Origin of the sequence: Marinobacter sp. es.048 (assembly GCF_900188435.1) — a bacterium.
Taxonomy (GTDB): domain Bacteria; phylum Pseudomonadota; class Gammaproteobacteria; order Pseudomonadales; family Oleiphilaceae; genus Marinobacter.
On sequence record NZ_FYFA01000001.1, the window covers coordinates 524,883 to 547,269 of the forward strand.

The 22,387-nt window shown below is 60.4% G+C and carries 14 protein-coding genes; 8 read left to right on the forward strand and 6 right to left on the reverse strand.

The annotated features are described in order from the left end of the window. Positions 1–5: 5 nt before the first annotated feature. Entirely contained in the window at positions 6–377 is a 372-nt protein-coding gene (locus CFT65_RS02500; protein WP_088826456.1) for a VOC family protein, read from the forward strand. On the opposite strand, the gene CFT65_RS02505 is transcribed toward CFT65_RS02500, so the two are convergent. Both CFT65_RS02505 and CFT65_RS02510 read right to left on the reverse strand, forming a co-directional pair. Beyond that, positions 378–2,639 (reverse strand): ATP-dependent DNA helicase, encoded by a 2,262-nt coding sequence (locus tag CFT65_RS02505; RefSeq protein WP_228705767.1) that lies wholly within the window; start codon positions 2,637–2,639, stop codon positions 378–380. Then, a complete protein-coding gene (locus tag CFT65_RS02510; RefSeq protein ID WP_088826457.1) occupies positions 2,636–4,345 on the reverse strand; it encodes a VRR-NUC domain-containing protein in 1,710 nt (569 codons plus the stop codon). The genes CFT65_RS02505 and CFT65_RS02510 overlap by 4 nt, the downstream gene beginning before the upstream one ends. Positions 4,346–4,450: 105 nt before the next feature. On the opposite strand from CFT65_RS02510, the gene folM reads away from it, so the two are divergent. Then, positions 4,451–5,158 (forward strand): dihydromonapterin reductase, encoded by a 708-nt coding sequence (gene folM / locus CFT65_RS02515; protein ID WP_088826458.1) that lies wholly within the window; start codon positions 4,451–4,453, stop codon positions 5,156–5,158. A gap of 18 nt (positions 5,159–5,176) precedes the next feature. Here folM and CFT65_RS02520 read toward each other — a convergent pair whose 3' ends face one another. Together CFT65_RS02520 and CFT65_RS02525 are read right to left on the reverse strand one after the other, a co-directional pair. Further along, positions 5,177–5,617 carry a DUF4864 domain-containing protein gene (locus tag CFT65_RS02520; protein ID WP_088826459.1) on the reverse strand — a complete coding sequence of 147 codons (441 nt, stop codon included), beginning with the start codon at positions 5,615–5,617 and terminating at the stop codon, positions 5,177–5,179. 83 nt (positions 5,618–5,700) lie between these two features. Continuing rightward, positions 5,701–6,132 (reverse strand): hypothetical protein, encoded by a 432-nt coding sequence (locus CFT65_RS02525; protein ID WP_088826460.1) that lies wholly within the window; start codon positions 6,130–6,132, stop codon positions 5,701–5,703. 77 nt (positions 6,133–6,209) lie between these two features. Between CFT65_RS02525 and CFT65_RS02530 the strand changes: the two genes are divergently transcribed. Further along, positions 6,210–6,500 (forward strand): DUF6482 family protein, encoded by a 291-nt coding sequence (locus tag CFT65_RS02530; RefSeq protein WP_014578848.1) that lies wholly within the window; start codon positions 6,210–6,212, stop codon positions 6,498–6,500. Positions 6,501–6,518: 18 nt separating this feature from the next. Here CFT65_RS02530 and CFT65_RS02535 read toward each other — a convergent pair whose 3' ends face one another. After that, entirely contained in the window at positions 6,519–7,304 is a 786-nt protein-coding gene (locus CFT65_RS02535; RefSeq protein WP_088826461.1) for an SDR family NAD(P)-dependent oxidoreductase, read from the reverse strand. A gap of 155 nt (positions 7,305–7,459) precedes the next feature. Between CFT65_RS02535 and recC the strand changes: the two genes are divergently transcribed. From recC to CFT65_RS02555, 4 genes are all read left to right on the forward strand, one after another. Then, positions 7,460–11,086, forward strand: coding sequence for an exodeoxyribonuclease V subunit gamma (gene recC, locus CFT65_RS02540; protein WP_088826462.1), 3,627 nt, complete (start codon positions 7,460–7,462; stop codon positions 11,084–11,086). Next, positions 11,083–14,805: an exodeoxyribonuclease V subunit beta gene (recB, locus tag CFT65_RS02545; protein ID WP_088826463.1), complete on the forward strand. Its 3,723-nt coding sequence runs from the start codon at positions 11,083–11,085 to the stop codon at positions 14,803–14,805. The genes recC and recB overlap by 4 nt, the downstream gene beginning before the upstream one ends. Continuing rightward, complete coding sequence (gene recD / locus CFT65_RS02550) at positions 14,802–17,075, forward strand: exodeoxyribonuclease V subunit alpha (RefSeq protein ID WP_088826464.1); 2,274 nt, start codon at positions 14,802–14,804, stop codon at positions 17,073–17,075. Before recB ends, recD begins: the two co-directional genes overlap by 4 nt. A gap of 67 nt (positions 17,076–17,142) precedes the next feature. Further along, on the forward strand, positions 17,143–18,492 hold the full coding sequence (locus CFT65_RS02555; RefSeq protein WP_088826465.1) for a sensor domain-containing diguanylate cyclase: 1,350 nt from the start codon (positions 17,143–17,145) through the stop codon (positions 18,490–18,492). On the opposite strand, the gene CFT65_RS02560 is transcribed toward CFT65_RS02555, so the two are convergent. Next, the gene (locus CFT65_RS02560; protein WP_088826466.1) at positions 18,477–20,294 is read right to left on the reverse strand and encodes an ABCB family ABC transporter ATP-binding protein/permease; all 1,818 of its coding nucleotides are present in this window, start codon (positions 20,292–20,294) and stop codon (positions 18,477–18,479) included. The genes CFT65_RS02555 and CFT65_RS02560 overlap by 16 nt on opposite strands. A gap of 335 nt (positions 20,295–20,629) precedes the next feature. Here CFT65_RS02560 and CFT65_RS02565 point away from each other — a divergent pair, with 335 nt between their 5' ends. Then, entirely contained in the window at positions 20,630–22,360 is a 1,731-nt protein-coding gene (locus tag CFT65_RS02565; protein WP_088826467.1) for an ABC transporter transmembrane domain-containing protein, read from the forward strand. Positions 22,361–22,387 lie beyond the last annotated feature (27 nt).

The window sequence follows — 22,387 nt, forward strand, 5'->3', positions numbered from 1 at the left end:
AAAACATGATCGGATACGTCACCCTTGGCGTCAGTGATATGGAAAGAGCAAAGACATTCTATGCGGACTTGTTGAGCGACCAGGGAGCCAAGGTGCTTCTGGATATGGGCCGCATCGCGTTTATCGGCAAGAGCATGAGCGCCCCTATGCTGGCACTTTGCGTTCCCTTCAACGAAGAACCCAACCATCCCGGCAACGGTAACATGGTCGCTCTGCCTGCGGGCTCAAAAGAGGGCGTGGATGCCATGTACAAGAAGGCCATTGATCTCGGTGCCACTTGCGACGGCGAGCCCGGTCAGCGAATTCCCGACCAGTTCTACGGCGCGTACGTGAAGGACCCGGACGGCAACAAGCTGGCGTTTTTCGTATTCGGTTAACTACTCAGCCGCGCTGAACCACCAGCGCGGCAAGAGCCGATTGATGGCCGGCTTCAGAAACCGGTCATCAATCAGCCAGATTACACCCTTGTCTTCCGGGGTCCGAATCACCCGCCCGGCCGCCTGGGCCACTTTCTGCAAACCCGGAATCAGATAGGTGTAGTCGTACCCGGCGCCAAATCGCTGTTCGAGCCGAGCCTTGAGGATTTCATGCCAGGCATCAAAGGGTGGCAAACCAAGCGTTGCGACGAACGCCCCGATCAATTGATCCCCGGGCAAATCAATACCCTCACTGAACACCCCTCCCAGAACGGCGAACGCCACACTCCCTTCTGACTCCCTGAAACCTGCCAGAAATTCTGCTCTCTGTTGCGGCGACATGCCCGGTTGCTGCGCCCGCTGCGGAACATCCAGAGCCTGCTCGGCCAGGGCCTCACTGACCTGCTGCGCGTACTTGAAGCTGCTAAAAAACGCCAGGTAGTGGCCGGGCCGCTCCCGGAACTGGCGGGCGATCAGCTCGGCGATGGGCAGGAGCGAGGCTTCCCGGTGAACCTGCCGGGTGCTGATGCTGGGCGTGAACTGCACCTGCAGCTGGTCGGCGCTGAACGGGCTGGGCAAGGAGGTAAAACGGGAATCCTCGGGCAGTCCCAGCAAATCCCGGTAGTAAACACCGGGGCTCAGGGTGGCGGAGAACAACAGGACTGAATGTGCCGCTTCAAACCGCTCCCGCAGAAAATCCGCCGGGATCAGGTTCTGAATAGTCAGACTGGCCCGTCCCCGACCGGCGCGCTGGAATTCGCACAGGGAGTGATCACCGAAGGAGTCTGCCAGTTTCATGAAGGCAACGCTTTCAAACAACAGCTCCTGCAGGGCCAGATCCGGGGGATTATCGGCCAGGTAATCGGTCAGATTCGAGACCATCGCCTGCAGGGCACCCAGCAATTGCGTCGGCAGCGTCTCCAGAAACTCCGGGCTCTGTGGATCAGCCTGGTAATCCCGGATCAGGCTCTGCCAGGCGCGGGCGGTGCGATCGATGGCGGATTTCAGCGGCTTCGGTGCGGTTTTCTTGATCCTCAGCAAACGCTGCTGATCCAGCCGAACCGAATACATACCCCGGCCACGATCCACAAGATTATGGGCCTCATCCACCAGTACGCTGGCCTTCCAGTTGTTCTGGCGAATCAAACCGTGGAGCAGGGCGGATTGATCGAACAGCCGGTTCACATCCCCGATCACCACATCGCTCCACCGGGCCATTTCCTGGGCCAGAAAGTAGGGGCAGATGTCGTGACCGGCGGCGATCTTCGCCAGGGTGTGCTGATCCAGCGTGCCTTCGCTCTGGGCCGCTTCCGCGCGGGCGTCGGGCAGCCGGTCGAAAAACCCTTTCGCCAGTGGGCAGGAATCGCCATGACAGGCCTTGTCCGGGTGCTCGCAGGCGTCGTCTTTCGAGACCAGTTCCAATGTTCGGAGTGGCCAATGCTGGGCAGCTTGAGCCGAACGCAGGCGGGCAACCGCATCCATGGCCAGCTGACGGGCGGTGTTGCGACAGGTGAGGTAGAACAGGCGGTCCTGGCCGGCTGCTGGCATCGCCATCAACGCCGGGAACAGCGTGCCGAGGGTCTTGCCCAGGCCGGTAGGGGCCTCCAGAAGCAGGGTGCCGGACTTCACAGAATTTTTGTACACCGTCTCCGCCAGCTGGCGCTGCCGGGGGCGAAACGCGGGGAAGGGAAACGCCAGGCCTGCGAGCAGGGCATTGCGCTGTTCGCGGTGATGCTCCTCCTGTTCGGCCCAGGCCTTGTATTGACCACAGAGGGTTTCCAGTTCCTGCCAGAGTTCTTCGGCACTGGCGGTCTCCACCACCGGCGTTTCCTTGTCCTTGCCGGTGTCGTAATAGATCAGCGCCAGTTCCAGGGTTTTTCGATTTTCCTGGCGGCACAAAAGCGCACCATAGGCCCGCAACTGGGCACGATGGAGGGCCCGCTGATGCTCACGGATCCGGGACAGATCCCCCCGATGGGTCTTGATTTCTTCCAGCCGGCCGCGGTGCGGGTTATAGACATCGGCGCGCCCGGAAAGCACTAACCCCAGACATTCACCAGTCAGTAAATACTCGCTTTTATAGCCGTAGCCGCGCCGGGACTGGATTGCCTGATGGCCAGCAATGCCCTCCTCGGCACTGGGTGCCGGGGTATAGCGGAAGTCCAGGTCGCCCTCACGCGCGGCAAACTCGCACAGAGTCCGGACGGCAACTTTCACCGTCATTCCATTGCCTCGCTGTCCTGCCATCGCACGTAACAGACACTGGCCGGGATACCCTCAACCGCGAAGAATTCGAGCCAACGGATCTGGTGGTCCTGCAAGCGGTCACCCGGCCCCTTCACTTCTATCATTTCATAACGCTTGTTAGGCTCAGCCGCATTGGGGAGAAACAAGATCAGATCAGGAAAGCCGCTACGATGCTCTCGGATATTCAACAGCAGGCGACGGAACAGGCGTTCCAGATCCGCCGGTGGCAGACAGTCCAGCGCCAGGCTCAGCAGTTCCTCAGTGATGACCGGCCAGATCACGAACGGGTTGGTGGTGCCCTGTTTGGCCCGGTAATTCGCCAGAATCCGCTTCCGGTAGCTGCCATCCGCCAGCCACGCAAAGCATTGCTCGAAGGAAGCCTGGCGACGACTTACGAAGTCTTCCCGGGTCAGGTCCGCCGGGCCCACATGGAACGGATGGAAAAAGGCTCCCGGCACCGGCGCAAAAATGGTTTGCCAGCAGAGCAGGCCAAACAGGCCGTTGATCAGGGTATTCTCCACATAAAGCACGGGCGCCTCGTCCCGATACAGGTGGTCCCGAACGGCGTATTCGACCGACCCGACCTCTGGCTTCGGCAGGGTGAGGGTGATCTCCCGGATGAGCGGCTGCTCCGGAGGCGGCGGCGGTATCTCGCCAAGCCGGCTCGCAAGCCGCTTGAGAATCCGCGCCAGACCCTGGGTTTCAGCATCGCTCAGTTCCTGGTTCTGCCACTCGGAGGCAATGGCCCAGGCTTCCTGGTGACGCTTCATTCGCTCCAGCAACCGGAGCTGTTTCAGCCGCGCTTCCCGATGGCCGCTGCTGGCGAAAGCCTCCAACGCCAGCTCCCGTTCCCCCTGGCGCTCCGCCTGCCGGCCCAATTCCAGCAACAGCCGGTCGCGGCGGCTGGTCAGCCAGGCGTTATTCGAGGGCGACGGAACCGCCTGCCAAACCTCGTGGGCGGGTACGCCCTGATCCAGCCATTCCCGGCACTGGTGCATGGCGAGATACAGGTCGACCTCGGAACGCTGCTGGAAGGCCCGGGAATCCGGTGTGAAAGTGACCGGCTCATACTGCTGATGGCCCAGTTCCACCAGCACAAAATCGGACCAGCTCTGGCGAAGATTGCCGAAAAACATCAGACGCACCCGGTCAAACAGCGCCATGGTTTTGAGCCTGATAACCGGCCTGGCGTGCTGACCGAGCCAGTCAGCGACGGTCAGAGGGTCGGGAAATCGCTCAAGCAGGGCGTCGCGCATCCGGCCCTTGGGCAGGTTGGCGGGCTCTCCGGCCGCTTTCAGAAGCGGCCCCATGGCCGGACGCAGTTCTCCAAGAGTGAACAATCTGAACAGTTCATCCAGGCTGAGCAGGGGATCGGTGTCCAACCAGCCTGCCTCCATGATTTCGTCGAGGGCACGGGCCTCTGGTACGCCGAGCTCCGGATACTTGAGCTTGTCCGACCGGAAGAGATCGCCCGTGCGCATCACCATTCGGGTCAGCAAGGCCCGGGCCGGCATTGAAAGGGTATGGAAACTGGCCAGTCGATCCAGCTCTTCTGCTGTCAGCAAGTCACCGTGGTGGCTCTGGACCCAGCCAAGGACGGTTTCCATATTCTCAAGGTAATAGAGCGGATTATCGAGATCCGCAGTGGCCAGTTGTGTGCTCTGTGGCTTCGCCGGTGACATGGCCAGGTTGATCTTCCTTCAGGATGGTTCGGGAATGTGACGCTACCACGTTGAGCCGTCGGCATGACATTAACGTAGGTAAGACACTGATTACAGGAGAACACCATGACCGCACCCATCCTGATTACCGGCGCAGGCCAACGCATCGGCCTGGCCTTTGCCAGAGCCTGTCTTGACCGCAGCCAGCCCATCATCGTCACCTACCGCACCTATCGACCGGCCATCGACGCGCTGCAGAAGGCGGGGGCAGTGTGTCTCCATGCGGATTTAGCCACGAATGAGGGCATTGATGACTTCATCCAGGCCCTGAAATCCCGGACGGACACGCTACGTGCCATTATCCACAATGCGTCGGACTGGATACCAGAGAGCGAAGATTCTGACCCGGCAGACGTGATGAACGCCATGATGCAGATTCACGTGATGACACCGTACCGGATAAACCTCGCGTGCCGGTCGATGCTGGAGCAGGAGGGTTCGACAACCGACATTATCCACATGACCGACTACGTGGTGGAGAAGGGCAGCGCGAAGCACATCGCCTACGCCGCCAGCAAGGCAGCCCTGACTAACCTGACCCTGTCGTTCGCCCGTCTACTGGCACCCAGGGTCAAGGTGAACGCCGTGGCGCCGTCCCTGATCATGTTCAACCAGGGGGATAGTCAGGCTTACCGGGAGAAAACCCTGAAGAAGTCGCTTATGGGAATAGAGCCGGGGGCTGAGGTCGCTGTCGCCACGCTGCAGTTTCTGCTGGACAACCCCTATATCACGGGCCGGACCCTGCCCCTGGATGGCGGGCGGCACCTGGTTTGAGCACCTGGCCTGATCCCGTTAAATGCCCAGCTCGGCCGGTTGGAGTCTTACGCCGGCCACTTTCCAGGCGCCTTCAGTGAGCACCATCCGGTAGTAGGCATCCCACCGTTTGCCTTCCGGCCCCTGCAACCGCACCACCTGGATTTCAAAGGCGCCGTGGGGCACTCGCTGAGTAAATTCGATGGCCGTGGCGTTGTGCACCGCCGGGTAGGCTTCCCGAACCATATCGACAAACACCTGTGACGACCCGAATCGACGCTTGATACCCTCGGAGGCGTGGGCCCAGGCCTGCTCCTCGTCGTTGTTCGCAAACGCTTCGATCTGGCGCAGGATGGTGTCGCGGATTTCTGCGTCTTTGTCGCTGGCCAAAGACTTTGGAGACCCGAGAATCGCCAGACCTATGAAAGCCAGAAGCACGGGAATCAGCCACTTTCCGAAAACGATGTGTTGGTGACCCATGATGGCACCTCTCTATTGTTCATCTTTTAAACAATACGGCCGGATCAGGGCTCCGGATTCGCGTTCCGCCAGCCAGCTTACTCTCACCGACGACCCTTCTCCGGCCAGATGATCTTCATCAGGGCCCGACGCTTTGGATCCGGGAAGGCAATGGCGTTGTCAGACCTCGCGATTGACAGGACCTCGCCGAGCATACGAAACAGTTCGATATTATCGTGAACACAACGGGGAATGGCCTCATCCCTCAGAAAATGCAGGTAGCGCTCCAGATTCTCCTCATCAGGCCGCCAGTGATCGCCAAATGCGTTCCGGAACAGGGCCCGGGTGGCAATGGCTCGCCATTCGTCCCGATACCCGATATCGAGCCTTTCCGGATACACGTACAGGTCTTTGATTTCCTGATCAATTTTCACTTCCACGTGGTCCGGGGGGAACAGCACCCGCATGGCCAGCAGGTCGTAGCTGTCATTTAACTGCTCGTTCACGGCGGCTTTCACCAAATCAATCCTGCTCATAGTTGCTCGTTTTATGACCTGTAACGGAAAGCGGTTCGTACCCTCCCCTACGACAACAAACCTGCGGGAGACTTCCCATGCACATGGACACCGGCGAACTGAAAAAACACAAGCACGACACGATTTCCCTGTTGGAGATTGTCTCGATGGAAGGGCGTTATTACATGGCGCGGTTCTATCTGGATGGTCAGGGCTACGTTCTGACGGACCCCTACGACAAGCCAGTCATGTTCACCGGCGCCTGCGCGGTGCGAGAACATTTCCACGAGTACGAGGTTGAGCGCACCGAGGTGATTCCGCCGACCGGAACCGATGAAATGATTGGCATGCCTGACAGCGGCTCGGAAACCATGCGGGTCCCTCTCTAGGGCCCGCTCGACGTTCCCCTAACTTCCAGCGAATGAGAGCGAATCCACCAGATCGGCGCCGTTGAACACGGCCCCGTGAAAATCGCTCTCCGGTATCTGATTGAGCGTAAACACGATGGCACTGGCGGCCTGTTCGGCACTCAGGCAATCCCCCGACGCCAGACGATTGGCCAGCCACTCCGCATGGGGAAGGTTCAACTTGCCGGCCTTCTCGATGTGACTCCGAATACCCGGTGTATCCACCAGCCCGGGCTGAAACAGACTGACAACCGGCCCGTCCGACATGGTGTCGAACTCAACGGACATCTGCCGCACCAGCCGACGCAGCGCCATCTTGCTGATTCCATAGCTGCCCGTTCCGGGTTGCGCATGCTTGTCCATACCCGCACCAATCATCACAATTCGAGACGCGGGATCACCCCCTCTGAGTATCGGTAACAACGATTGGGTGAGCAGCATGGGCGCGGACACGTTCACGGCCAGGGCTTCCTGAAAATCAATGAGCCCAAGGCTGGCAAAATCCGCAGCCGGCTCACCCACGCCAGCGCAATACACAAACGCTGAAAGACGATCTACCGCGTCGCTCACCTGCTGCGCGAGATCGCGGGTGCTTTCGGGATCCGCAAGGTCCACTTCCAGTGTCATCACTTCACGGTCGGGCGCTTCCACGCGGAGCTTTGTCGCGACCTCCTCCAGCTTCGACACGGTGCGACCCGCAAGGATCAGGTCGTGGCCCCTGGCGGAGAGCTCGATGGCCAGAGCCCGGCCAATGCCCGACCCCGCGCCAGTGATCAGTGTCCACATAGTGCTTCTCCTTTTCGCAGATAATTCACGACACCGTTTGTCGCGACGGGCCGTTATGATTTTTGGAGATCAGACGTTTCAGACAGTCCGCATCTGTGGTCACATACGTTAACCTGTGGCAACAGGATTGAACTGCACACCAGACAAGGAAATTCATGGCTGCACTCTCCACCGAGCCCACCGAGCAACGCGCCAGGATCGAACCCGGGTTTCACGCGATCCACGCCAACCATCTGGAGGACTTGCGCCGGGCCGTTGTCTACATCTGTCGGCACAACCCCATGCCGCCACTGGAGAGTGAAACCTTCCTGGTGCAAAGCAACGGTATTGCCCAGTGGCTGAAGCTGGCGCTGGCGGAGAAGCGCACCGAAGATGGCCTTGAAGGCGGCCTTGGGATTGCTGCCGGTATGGATTTCCTGTTCCCGGCCCGGTTTATCTGGCAAGCCTACCGGGCCGTGCTTCCGGACGGCGAGGTGCCGGAACAGTCGCCCTTCGACAAGCGGCGGCTGGTGTGGCGGCTGTACCGGTTATTGCCACGCCTGGTGGGGCAGGACGAGGCCTTTACACCGCTGGCCCGGTTTCTGGAAGGTAACGATCCGGACCTGCGCAATTTCCAGCTGGCGGAGAAGGTGGCCGATCTGTTTGACCAGTACCAGGTGTTCCGGGCCGACTGGCTGGCTACCTGGGAGCAGGGCAAGGACGTGATTATCACAGCCCGGGCCGAGGAAAAGCCTCTGGATGCGGAAACCCGCTGGCAGCCCCTGCTCTGGCGCCGGCTGGTTGAGGATGTGGGCGCTGAAGCGCATACCAGCCGCTCGCAGATCCATACCCGGTTCATGGAACAGGGCCAGCGACTTCAGGCACCGGCCAACCCGTCCCGGCTGCCGACCCGCATTGTCGTCTTTGGCGTCTCCTCGCTGCCCCGGCAAGCGCTGGAAGCCCTTTACGTGCTGAGCCGGTTCAGTCAGGTAGTGCTGTCTGTTCACAACCCCTGCCAGTTCTACTGGGCCGACATCATCAGCGACCGGGAGCTGCTCACCGCAGAACGCAAACGGGGCAGGACCCATCCGGCACTTTCCGCCATTGAGGATCCGGACCAGCTGCACCAGCACGCCAATCCGTTGCTGGCCGCCTGGGGCAAGCAGGGCCGGGACTACATCCGTCTGCTGGACGAGTTCGACAACCCTGATCAGTACCGTGGCAGCTTTCAGACCCCGGACCAGAAAATCGATATCTTCTCGGACCATGGCAACCCGGAAGCACCGCGCCTGCTGCATCAGCTGCAGAACGATATCCACAACCTGACGCCCCTCCAGGAAATCCGCCAGCAACGGCGACAACTGGATGTGCAGCAGGATCATTCCCTGGCGTTCCATCAGGCCCACAGCCCCCAGCGGGAAGTGGAAATTCTGCACGATCAGCTTCTCGCGGCTTTCAACGTCGATCCAACGCTGCGGCCCCGGGACGTCATCGTGATGGTACCCGATATCAACGTTTACGCGCCCCACATCCAGGCCGTATTCGGCCGTTACCAGCCGGGCCGGAAGCGCCACATTCCCTTCACCATTTCCGACCAGGGCCAGCGCCACCACGAACCGGTGCTGATTGCCCTGGAAACCCTGATGTCACTGCCCCGCAGCCGTTTTGCGGTGAGTGAGATCATCAGCCTGCTGGAAGTACCCGGCATACGGGACCGTTTCGGAATCAATGAAGACGAAATCCCCCTGGCTCGTCGCTGGGTCGAGGGCGCCAATATCCGCTGGGGTCTGCACGGCCAGCACCGGGAAAGCCTGAACCTGCCCGCCGAACTGGAGCGCAACACCTGGCAATCGGGGCTGCGCTCGATGCTGCTGGGGTATGGTATGGGCGACGATGAGCCCTGGGCCGGTGTGGAACCCTTCGGCGAGATCGGCGGCCTGCAGGCCAGTCTTGCCGGCCGCCTGAACGACTTTGTGCATCAGTTGGAAACTCTCTGGCAGGCGCTGCAGACCAATCGCACACCGGACGACTGGGAACACCTGTTCTCAGAGATGCTCGGGCAGTTTTTCCACAGGGTGGAAGGCAGCGACCTGTTGCTGCTGAACCGTTTCCGCCGCCAGCTGGAACAGTGGCTGGAAGACGCCCTGGCAGCAGGCCTTGAGGAACAGACCCTGCCCCTGAACATCGTCAAGGATTTGCTGCTGGAGGGGCTGGATGAAGGCGGCCTGAACCAGCGTTTCCTGGCCGGTAAGGTCAACTTCGCCACCCTGATGCCCATGCGGGCCATACCCTTCCGGAAAGTGTGCCTGCTGGGCATGAACGACGGCGACTATCCCCGCTCCCGGCCGCCGGTGGATTTCGACCTCATGGCCCAGGATTACCGCCCGGGGGACCGCTCCCGCCGGGAAGACGATCGCTACCTGTTCCTGGAAGCCCTGTTATCCGCCCGGGAGCAGCTTTACATCAGCTGGGTAGGTCGCAGCATCAAAGATGATTCGGAACGGCCGCCGTCGGTTCTGGTGGGGCAGCTTCAGGATCATCTGGACAGTCTCTGGTCCGTGGCAGGGCAACCCGAAACGAAGGTCATCCAGGCACTCACTACCCAACACCCGTTGCAGCCGTTCAGCCGGAGCTATTTTCCGAAAGCCAACGGGCTGGAGGAGGGTGGCGAGGGGGAAAACAGTTCGCCCCGTCCCCTGGCCGAGGTGTTGGAGGCACGCCGGTTGTTTACCTACGAGCGGGAATGGCGCAGTGCCCACGGTGGCGAGGCTGCCGCGCAGCCACAGTCGGCACTAACGTACCAGGCACCGGAAGAGCCCATCAGCCTGAACGATCTGGCGGCTTTCCTGAAAAAGCCCATCGACACCTTTTATCAGCGCCGGCTGCAGGTGCGCTTCGAGGATGTTGAAGACGACGACACCGACAACGAGAATTTCGAGCTGGATGGTCTGGACCGCTGGCGCCTGGACAACGAGCTGATCCACGACGGGCTGTTGAAAGCCAGCAGCGAAGAGGAACTGCACGACCGGTTGCAGGCAACTCTGGATCGCATGGCGCGACGCGGCGACCTGGGTATGGGCGTGACCGAACACCGCCTGCGTTCCGAGCTGGCCGGGCGCTTGCCCGATCTGTTCGAGCGTTACCAGAACGCACTGGCTGACTGGCCGGAAGCGGTTGCTGAACCACTGCCCTTTGATTACCGGTTTGAAAGCGCCCTGGGTTCGGTGGAAATCGCGGATCTGATCGACAACCTGCGCTGCAATGCCCAGGGAGAGCTGTGCCGGCTGGTGGTGGCCGGCTCCAGTTTGCTGACCGGTTCCGGGTCCAGCAAGAAAGTGCGCTACGCCAACCTGATGCGGGACTGGCTGATCCACCTGGCAGGCCAGCTCGGCGGACAACCCTTCGAAACCCTGGTTCTGGGCAAGGAGGAGGGACGAAACTTCCGGTTTGCCCCATTGCATCCGGAACAGGCCAGACCGATTTTTGAAGCGGTGCTCACCCGGTGGATGGAAGCCACCACCCGGGCGTTGCCCATTCACTGCGAGGCCGGCTTTGCCTGGATCACCAGTTTCTACGGCGGTAAAAAATATGTCGGTGACCACGAGCGGGCTGTCAGCGAGGCCGAGCAGGCCTATACCACGGCTCTGGAGCGGGATACCGGTTACCTGAGGGGCGCCTTCGAAACGCCGGAACTGCTGATGGCCAGCGGCGAATTCGAAGCCCTGCTGCATCAACTCTACGTACCGGTTTGGGAAGCCGAGCAGGGCAAATCGGCGGCGGATCAGATCGGGAGTGTGGAATGACGGAACAGATGAACAACCGGAACCCGAACCTTGACCCCCTGGACCTGGCCCTCAACGGCAGTGCCCTGATCGAGGCCAGTGCCGGCACCGGCAAAACCTTCACCATTGCCATTCTGTACGTGCGCCTGGTACTCGGCCACGGCCAGTCGCCCGACAGCCCGCTGCAAAACCTGCTGCCTCCCAACCTGCTGGTGGTCACTTTTACCGAGGCTGCCACCAAGGAACTGCGTGACCGTATCCGCACCCGGCTCACCCAGGCCGCCGAGGTGTTTTCCGACGCTGCCGACGAGCCCGATCCGCCTGCGGAAACGGCACTGATCTATCAGTTACGGGATGAAAGCTACCCGGATCCGGACAGCTGGCCGGAATGCCGGAAGAAGCTGCTGCTGGCCGCCGAGTGGATGGACGAGGCGGCGGTATCCACTATTCATAGTTTCTGCAACCGCATGCTCAGCGAGCACGCCTTCGACAGCGGAAGCCTGTTCAAACTTACCCTGGAAACCGACCAGAGTGAGCTGCTGGACGAGGTCGCCCGGGATTACTGGCGAACCTTTGTCTATCCGCTGCCCCCTGCGCTGATGGACGAGGCCCTGAGCCACTGGAAAACACCCGGAGATCTGCGCCAGGGTGTTCGCAATCTGATTGACGATCCTCAGAGCCTGGGCACACCGCCGGACAGCGTTCATCAGGCCATCGACCAGGTAGTCAGGCGGCGTCTGGAACAGTCACAGGCCCTGAAGGGTTACCCCTGGGGTCAGTGGCGCGGGGAAGTCATCGACCTGCTGAACGAGCTGAACAAGAGCAAACGACTCCATGGCGCCAGCAAGAACGCCATGGTCAAGGTCTGGGACTTTCTGGTCGCCTGGGCGGAATCGGACGACCTGTTGCCCGAGAAAATCGACACTGCTGCGGGCTTCAAAAATCAGACGCCGGAAGGACTCGACAACATTCTCAAAGGCGATGAATCCGCCCCCCATCACCCGGCCTTCGACGCTATCAAAGCGCTCCTGGATTTCAGTCAGAACCAGCCCAGCGCCAAATCCGACATCCTGCGCCATGCCAGCCACTGGATGGCCGAGCGGCTGGAGTCGGAGAAGCAGAAGCGCTCGGAGATGGGTTTCGACGATCTGCTCACCCGGCTGGACGATGCCCTGCACGGCCCCCGGGGCGACCAGCTGGCCGCGACCATCCGCCGCCAGTTTCCCGTTGCTCTGATTGACGAATTCCAGGACACCGACCCGGTGCAGTACCGGATCTTCGACCGCATCTATGATGTGGCGGGCGGCGATTCGGGTACCTGCCTGCTGATGATCGGGGATCCCAAGCAGGCCATCTACGGCTTCCGGGGTGCGGATATCTACACCTACCTGCAGGCCAGGCAGGGTGTGAAAGAGCGGACCTACACACTCGGTAAAAACTTCCGCTCCGCCAAAACCATGGTGGCCGCGGTCAACCAGGTGTTTGAACACAGCGACCAGCACAGCCGGGACGGCGCCTTCCTGTTCGGCAAGGGCGACACCTCACCGCTGCCGTTCCAGGGCGTGGATGCCAACGGCACCAAACGAAGCTGGTCGATCAACGGCGAGGTGCAGCCCAGCCTTGTGTTCTGGACCCACGAATCCGGGGAAGAGGACAGGGACGGCAATCCAAAAGGCATTGCCAAGGGCTCCGCAACAGCCGATGTGGCAGAAACCTGCGCCAGCGAGATCGCCCGTTTGCTGACCCTGGGCCAGGCCGAACAGGCAGGTTTTGCCTTGCCCGATCATCCGGAGGATCTGGAACCGGTTGCCCCGAAAGACATCGCGATACTGGTCAACAACCGTAACGAGGCCAGCGCGGTGCGGGACGCCCTGGGTCGCCGGCGCATCAAGAGTGTGTACCTGTCAGACCGGGATTCGGTGCTGACCTCCCGGGAATCACAGGAAATGCTGGGCTGGCTTCGGGCTTTTGCCGAGCCCCGGCAGCTGGCCTATATCCGCGCGGCCCTGGCCACGCCCACCCTCGGTCAGTCCTGGCATGCCATGAATCAGCTGCTCACCGACGAGCTCGTGCTGGAACGGGAAATCGAGCGCTTTATTGGTTACCAGCAGCAATGGCAGAAGCAGGGTGTGCTGCCCATGCTGCGAACCTTCCTCATGGATTTCGAGGTGCCGGGCCGGTTACTGCAACGGCCTGACGGCGAACGGCGCCTGACCGACATTCTGCACATTGCCGAGTTGCTGCAGCAGGACAGCCTGCAACTGGACGGCGAACATGCCCTGGTACACCACTACACCCAGATTCTGCGTGCAGCCGACGAGGAAGATGAACACCGTACCCTGCGGCTGGAAAGCGATGCTGGCCTGGTGAAGGTCATCACCGTGCACAAATCCAAGGGTCTGGAATACCCCCTGGTGTTCCTGCCCTTCGGCACGGCCTTTCGCGCCCAGAGCGAAAAGCAGGCCTTCGTGCGCTATCACAATGACCAGGGCAGGCTGGTCACGGTGTTCGACCCGTCGCCGGACGACGTGGCCAGTGCTGACCGGGAGCGCCTCGGCGAAGATATCCGCAAACTCTACGTGGCCCTGACCCGGGCCCGCTTCGCCACCTGGGTCGGCGCGGCAGCCCTGGACAACTGGCGGAAAAGCGGCCTGGGCTACCTGATTGCCGGTGACGCTCAGGGCCGTATCAGCGATTGCCTGGACTGTCTGGCACAGCGCAGAGCGGAGATCCGGATAACCCCGTTACCGGATCCGTACGACACGCACTACCACGAACCGGCGCCGGAAGCGCTTGGCCCGGCCATGATCTCTTACCGCGAGGCCAAAGAGGACTGGTGGATTGCCAGCTACTCCTCCATCGAATACACAGGCATGACCGGCACCGGGATCGCGTTTACCGGTGAGGTGGAAGATGCCCAGACCCAGAACCTGCTGGAAGAAAGCACCCTGGAAGAGGAGGAAGACTCGGCTCAGATGGCCAATCAGCTCAACCAGCATAACTTTCCGAAAGGCGCCGGACCCGGCACCTTCCTGCACGAATTGCTGGAATGGTGCACGCAGCAGGGGTTCCGAAAGGTTGTGGATAACCCGCCGCTGCTTCATGAACAGTTGACCCGACGCTGCGGGACCCGGGGCTGGAGTGACTGGGTGGAACCGCTGGAGCGTTGGCTACTGGCATTGATCAGCAAACCGTTGAGCCTCGACCGGGCCGGCACCGACCGCGTGAGCGTGGCGAACCTGGCCACCCTGCGCCCGGAACTGGAGTTCTGGTTTGAGAGCCGCAACGTCAGCGTCCGGAAACTGGATCAGCTGGTAACCACGCACACGCTGAATGGCGCGGACCGTCCGAGGGTCGAGGAGACACGATTCAACGGGATGCTCAAGGGGTTTATCGATCTGGTGTTCGAACACAACGGGCGCTATTACGTGCTGGACTACAAATCCAATACCCTGGGCGAGGACGACAGCGCCTATACCGATCAGGCCATGGGCAACGCCATCCTGGATAAACGCTACGATCTGCAATACGTGCTCTACCTGCTGGCCCTGCACCGACTGCTGAAAGCCCGTTTGCCGGATTACGACTACGACCGGCACATTGGCGGCGCGGTTTACCTGTTCCTGCGAGGCATTGATTCCAGCACGGGTGGCGCCTTCACCGACAAACCGCCCAGAGCCCTGATTGAACAACTGGATGCCCTGTTTGATGGCGAGTCAGTTGCGGAGGTGGCCGCATGAGCCGTTCCCGCTCCCACACCGGAAAGTCCGACCACCAGATTGATCTGTTCGCGGAGGACACCGCTGCGGAAACGCCGACCGTACCGGCTGCCGGTGATACCACCTTCGCTATCAACGATCTGCTCTCCAGCCCGGATAAAACCGAGACCCTGCTGCTGCACTGGCAGCAGGCGGAGTGGATCCGCGCGCTGGATGTGGGGTTTGCCCGGCTGATCCGGGAGCTCTCGGAAGAGCAGGGCGAACGCCCGGACCCACTGGTCCTGCTGCTGGCGGCACTGGTGTCGCATCAGGTGGGTCGTGGCCATGTCTGCATTGATCTCGGCAATCTCCTGGCCGATGCCGGGCAAACCCTGTCACTGCCACCGGAGGAGTCGGTCCACGATCCGCTCACCGATTCCGACACCAACGAGCCGGACCGGCCCAAGCCTGCCGACGTGCTTGCACTTGTAACGCTGCCGGAATGTTTGAGCATACTGGAAAGCGCCTGCGCCGTAAGTGATGGCTCACATACAATACCCCTGGTGCTGAACGGAACCCGGCTCTACCTGCGCAGATTCTGGCGCTACGAACAACGCATTGCGGAGGGCATCCGGCAACGCCTGGCTTTGCCATCGCCCCTGGCAGATCCGGAATCCGGTCCGGCCCGCACCCTGTCTCTGGCTCTGGATACGCTGTTCCGGTCGTCAGAACCGGTGAATTACCAGAAACTGGCCTGTGCCCTGGCGGCCCGCAACCATTTCGCCGTGATCACCGGCGGGCCGGGCACCGGCAAGACCACCACCGTGGTCAACCTTCTGGCGGCACTCCAGGCCGTCGCCGGGGAATCCCGGGAACGGGCGGGCCGAAAATACCGGATACGCCTGGCAGCCCCGACCGGCAAGGCGGCCGCCCGACTGAACGAATCCATCGGTGGTGCAGTGAGTCGGTTACCCCTTGCCGAATTGCCGGGAAACGTCGATCTGAGTGATATCCCCACCAGAGTCACTACCCTGCACCGGTTACTGGGCAGCCGGCCGGATACCCGCAAATTCCGCCATAACCGGGACAACCCTTTGCTGGTGGATATCCTGGTGATCGACGAGGCCTCGATGGTGGACGTGGATCTGATGGCGTCGGTGTTCGATGCTCTGCCCGCCAACGCCCAGCTGATCCTGCTGGGCGACAAGGACCAGCTGGCCTCGGTGGACGCCGGTGCGGTACTGGGGGAGCTGTGCCAGCGGGCGTTGCTGGCCCATTACACACCGGAAACGGCGCAATGGCTGGCCGCCATGGCCGGCGACGAGATACCGGAGTCACTGGTGGACGAAACCGGCCAACCTATGGATCAGGCCGTGGCCATGCTACGCAAGAGCTACCGGTTCCGGGAGGACAGCGGTATCCGCGCCTTTGCCGAAGCAGTGAATACCAATGCGCTTGATAACGCCATGTTGCGCCAGATCAGGGAAGCAGAATTCGACGATGTCATTCTGCTTAACAGCCGGTCGAAAAGTGGGGATACGGAAGACACCCTGGACCTGGTGTGTCGACATGCCATCACCGGCTCACCCGAGGCCTTCCGCAATGCCGGGCAGGGTCGGCACGTGAACGGCGATAGCCTGCCAGCACCCGTTGGCTATCGCCATTACCTGGAGCAGTTACAGGAGCACGGCCTGACCGCGGACAGCTCCCGCGAAGACTGGGATGCGATGGCGGTTCAGCTCCTTGAAGCCTTCAGTGACTTCCAGTTGCTCTGTGCCCTGCGCAAGGGCCCCTGGGGCGTGGAAGGCCTGAACGACCGGATCGCAAAGCAGTTACTGGCTGAAAAGCTAATCCCGCGGGCCGAGGGCTGGTATGAAGGCCGGCCTGTGCTGATTACCGGCAACGACTATAACCTGGGCCTGATGAACGGCGACATTGGCATTGCCGTCAACGTGCCCTGGGATCGGACCGACACCGGTGAGCCCCGCTATACCCTGCGGGTGGCGTTTCCGGATAGCGACACCGCTGGCGGTATTCGCTGGATCTCGCCCAGTCGTCTGCAGCAGCTGGAAACCGTGTACGCCATGACGGTGCACAAGTCCCAGGGTTCGGAGTTCAACCACACCTGCCTGGTCTTGCCGGACCGGTTGAGCCCGGTCCTGACAAAAGCGCTGGTCTATACCGGCATTACCCGCGCCAGAAACTGGTTCAGCCTGATTGCCGGGGACATTCCGGTGCTCAGGGAGGCCGTCTCGCAGCAGGTCTCCAGGGCCTCAGGTTTGGCGCTCGCACTTGTGGAATCTACTGACTAATGGGTATCGCCTCCAGCTACAGGTTCTTATATGATCGCCGGGAACTCTCTGACATGCAGTACGTGAAATGCCCCCTCATTCCTTTTATCTTCAGCAAGACGAAGCCTCACGTCTAAAAACCATTCTGGAAGGTACCGGCGCCGGAACCTGGGAATGGAACGTCCAGACGGGGGAGACGATTTTTAACGAGCGCTGGGCGGAAATCATCGGGTATTCTCTGGAAGAACTCCAACCGGTTTCCATTGACACCTGGATGAAGCACGCTCATCCAGACGATCTGGCTCTGTCCGAGCAGAAGTTAACGGCTCATTTCCGCGGCGACTCCGAGTATTACGAGTGTGAAGCCCGCATGCGTCATCGCGACGGCCACTGGGTCTGGGTCAGAGATTATGGTCGCCTCGTCAGCCGGACACCTGAGGGTGACCCCGAGTGGATTTCCGGAACTCACATAGAGATCTCCAGCAGCAAGCAGTACGAGCAGAGACTGGAGCAAATCAAGGCTGGGCAACAGCAAACGATCCAGCGTTTTGAAAAAATGACGTCGCTCTTGCCGGGCGTGGTGTTCCAGTTCGAGATCAGACCAGACGGAACCATGACGTTTCCCTATGCCAGTGCCGGCATTGAACGGGTCTATGGCGTGACGCCTGAACAGGCGCTCGCCGATGGCACCATTGTGTTCCAGGCCATCCATCCGGAAGACCGCGGCTTTGTTGAACAGACCATTAACCACTCCAGGAAAAGCGGCGAAAACTGGATCTGTGAATACCGGGTTATAAACGAGGGCGTCATCAGCTGGGTCCTAGGCCGGTCCAAACCGGAGTTCAAGCCTGACGGCACGGTCATCTGGCACGGCGCGATCCTGGACATCACCTCCCAGAAAACTCTTGAAGAAGAGCTCCGACAGACATCAACCACTGACGATCTCACAGGCTCAGCCAATCGGCGTCGATTCACCGAGGTGCTGTCCTGGGAGTTTGAGAGGCTGAAACGGAACGGCGCCGGCTATGCGGTCGTACTCTTCGATTTTGACTGGTTCAAAAGAGTGAATGATCATTACGGGCACCACGTTGGTGACCTTGTCCTGAGGGAGACTGCTCATCGCATCAAAAATGAACTGCGTGCGAGCGACACGCTGGGGCGAATCGGTGGCGAGGAGTTTGCCGTGCTCTTGCCTCAGTGCGACAAGAACAGTGCCAGGCAATTTGCGGAACGCCTTCGCCGATCCGTTGAACAGTTGCGGTTCATTGGCTTTGATGAACTGCGGGGCACCATAACCTGCGGCGTTGCCATTTCCGACCAGACTGACGAAAAACCCAGCCAGATTCTGGTGCGTGCAGACCAGGCGATGTACCGGGGCAAGGCTCAAGGCCGCAATCAGGTGGTCGTGTTTGACTACAAAGATCAGTATTCCGGCTGAATTTCGGTATCCCCGCCATCAGACTGGTGTTGCTGGAACCACAGCCGGGCGTAGTGCCCGTTCCGGGCCAACAAATCCTGGTGGTGTCCGCTCTCCACGATTTTTCCGCCCTCCATCACAAGGATGCTGTCCGCATCCATAACAGTAGACAGCCGGTGAGCAATCACCAGTGTTGTCCGCCTCTGGCTAACTTCCTTGAGCGCCGTAAGGATGGCCTGCTCCGAGAGTGAATCCAGCGAGGACGTGGCCTCATCCAGAATCAGCAATGGCGGGTTCTTCAGAATCACCCGGGCGATGGCCACTCGCTGCTTTTCACCGCCGGAGAGCTTCAGGCCGCGTTCACCGACTTTGGTTTCATAGCCGTCCGGCAGACTGTGGATAAAGTCCTCCAGGTGCGCCATCCGGGCCGCCCGATAGACCTCTTCCTCGGTGGCTTCCGGCCGGCCATAGGCCAGGTTCCGGTACAGGGTATCGTTGAACAACACCGTGTCCTGTGGCACCACACCAATCGCCGACCGCAGGCTGTCCTGGGTCACCTGCCGGATATCCTGGCCATCGATCCGGATGGCGCCCTGATCGACCTCGTAAAAACGGAACAGCAGACGGGCGAGGGTAGACTTGCCGGCGCCACTGGCCCCCACCACTGCCACCTTGTGGCCCGCCGGAATGGAGAAATTCACATCCCGCAGGATCGGCCGGTCCGGGCGGTAGGCAAAGTGGATATGATCAAACTGTACTTCGCCTCTATCCACAGCCAGGGCGGTGGCATCCGGGGAATCTTCAATGGCCGGTTTGTCTCCCAGCAGTTTGAACAGGCGCTCTACATTCACCAGGGCCTGACGGATTTCACGGTAGACAAAACCCAGGGCGTTCAGGGGAATGAACAACTGGAGCAGGTAGGCGTTGATCATGGTGAAGTCACCGAGGGTGATCTCACCACTGGCCACCTCCTGAACAGCCATCGCCATGATCACAATCATGGCCAGACCAATAATCAATGCCTGACCGGAATTAAGCGCGGCCAGGGACAAGCGATTTTTCAGACGGGCCTGTTCCCAGTCGTCCAGATCCCGATCATAGACCTGAGCCTCGTACCGCTCGTTATTGAAATATTTGACGGTTTCATAGTTCAACAGGCTGTCTATGGCCCGCGAGTTGGACTGGTTATCCCGTGCATTGGCTTCGCGCACAAATTTCGTCCGCCACTCGGTGATCTTGATGGAGAAGACCACATACACCACCACGGCCACCAGGATCGCCAGCAAATAACCCACATTGAACACCACGAAAAGAATGCCGGCGACCATCAGGATCTCTAGCAGGGTGGGCACAATGTTGAACAGGGTAAAGCGGAGCAGAAAGCTGATGCCGTTGGTACCCCGCTCGATATCCCGGGCCAGGCCACCGGTTTTTCGATCCAGGTGAAAGGCCAGTTCCCGCTGGTGCAGGTGCTCGAAAACCCGGAGGGACACCCGTCGCATGGCCCGCTCTGCCACCCGCGCGAAAACCGCATCCCGAAGCTCGTTGAACAGGGTTGCGCCGAACCGCAGCGAACCGTAGGCCACCACCAGAACCACCGGGATCCAAAGCAGCATGTCCGCGCCCCGGTTCTGGTCCAGATAGTCGACGATGTATTTCAGGGCGATGGGCGTGGCAACGGTGGCCAGCTTGGCCAGCACCAGCAAAACCAAGGACAGGACTACCCGGCCGCGGAATTCGGCGAGATAGGGCCAGAGTCCTGAAATGATTTTCCAGTCCGGTTTATGGTCTGCCGGGTAATCGTTGTCGGCGTATGCGCGCACAGGATTTCCTTTTTTGCTTCAGAGTAGTCGAGCGCACGAGGCAGGATGGCCTGACAGGACACGCTGTAAATCCCACTCCGTGGTCCAGCCAGCAATCTTAGATTGCTGTCGTTCAGCTGTCGCATGAAGCTTCGCTTCATAAACGCTCGGCTTCACCCCTATACGCTCGGCGAAAGCCATCCATGACTTTCGACGGTCCTGTCAGGCCATCCCGCCCCGCACGCTCTTACGTAGCTGTATGATAGGTCTTATTGCCAGTACAAACCGTATTGGAGTGGAGTCTATCGTAGCCATCAGATTGGAGGCACATCATTAACACTCGTCACCGCAAGGCCCTGAAACTGGTCATCGACTTTATCAGCCCCTATCGCCGGGCTGTCGCCGGTGCCCTGGTGGCTTTGATTTTTACGGCCGGAATCACTCTTGGGTTAGGGCAGGGTTTACGTATTCTTGTCGATCAGGGATTAGCCACCGAGTCGCCGGAAAACCTGGCCAGGGCCATCGGGCTGTTTTTCATACTGGTATTGGGGCTCGCATTTGGCTCGTTTGCCCGGTTCTATCTGGTGTCCTGGATCGGCGAACGGGTGGTGGCGGATATTCGCAAAAAAGTGTTCAACCACCTGATTGATCTTCATCCGGGCTTTTTCGAGCAGAACCGGGCCCTGGAGATCCAGTCCCGGTTTACCGCTGATACCACGGTGCTGCAGTCGGTGATTGGCTCCACGGTTTCCATTGCGCTGCGCAATGCCCTGATGCTGGTCGGGGGGTTGATGCTGCTGTTCATCACCAACGCCAAGCTGGCCAGCATCATTCTGCTGGGCTTTCCCCTGGTGATCGCCCCCATCCTGTTCTTTGGCCGGCGGGTCCGGGCGCTGTCCCGGCTCAGTCAGGACCGGGTCGCAGATGTTGGCAGCTACGTGGGCGAGAATCTCACACAGATCAAGACGGTTCAGGCCTTCAACCATCAGCCCCACGACCGCAAGTATTTTTCTGAAGTGTCTGAGCGGGCCTTCGAGATCGCCCGGCAGCGTATCCGTCAGCGCGCCTGGTTGACCACGCTGGCCATTTCCCTGGTGATGGGTGCTGTGGGCATCGTTATCTGGATCGGAGGCCTGGACGTCATTCACGGGCGAATCAGCCCCGGCGAACTGGCGGCCTTCGTGTTTTACAGCCTGCTGGTAGGCGTTGCTGCCGGCGCCATCAGCGAGGTGATTGGCGAGTTGCAGAGGGCCGCCGGTTCGGCGGCACGGCTGTTTGAACTGCTGCAGACGAAGCCTGCGTTTGATCGCAAAGACACGGCTCAGGAACTGCCTGAACACGTGCAGGGAGCAATCTGGATTGACCGGCTCAGCTTCAGTTATCCGGGGCGGCTGGAACAGCCCGCGCTTAAGGATCTTACGCTTGAGATTAAAGCAGGCGAGACCCTGGCCCTGGTGGGCCCGTCCGGAGCCGGCAAATCCACTCTGTTTGATCTGTTACTGCACTTCTACCAGCCGACAGGGGGCCGAATTCTGATCGACGCCCTCGACACGGCCGAGCTGTCTCTCGATGCTCTGCGCCGGTGTTTTTCACTGGTGCCTCAGAATCCCGCCCTGTTCCATGGCACCGTGGCCGACAATATCCGCTATGCCCGGCCCGATGCCAACCAGCAGGACGTCGAGCAGGCGGCGAAAATCGCCCATGCCCATGATTTCATCCAGAACCTGCCAAAGGGCTACGAGACGCCGCTCGGGGATGCTGGCCTGGGCCTCTCTGGAGGCCAGAAGCAGCGCCTTGCCATCGCACGGGCGCTGCTGGCCGATGCGCCTGTGCTGTTACTGGATGAGGCCACCAGTGCGCTGGATGCGGAGAGTGAAAACGTGGTCCAACAGGCGATGCCGGCGCTTACGGCGGGGCGTACCACGTTGGTGATTGCTCATCGACTGGCCACGGTGCGGGACGCTGACCGGATTGCGGTATTGGACCAAGGGCGCCTGCTCGCTGTTGGCAGCCACGATGAACTGATGCGTCATAACGCCCTCTATCAACGCCTGGCAAAACTGCAATTCCGGGACGATGCCGCCTGAAGGCGACGATAGTCAATTTGTTTCCTG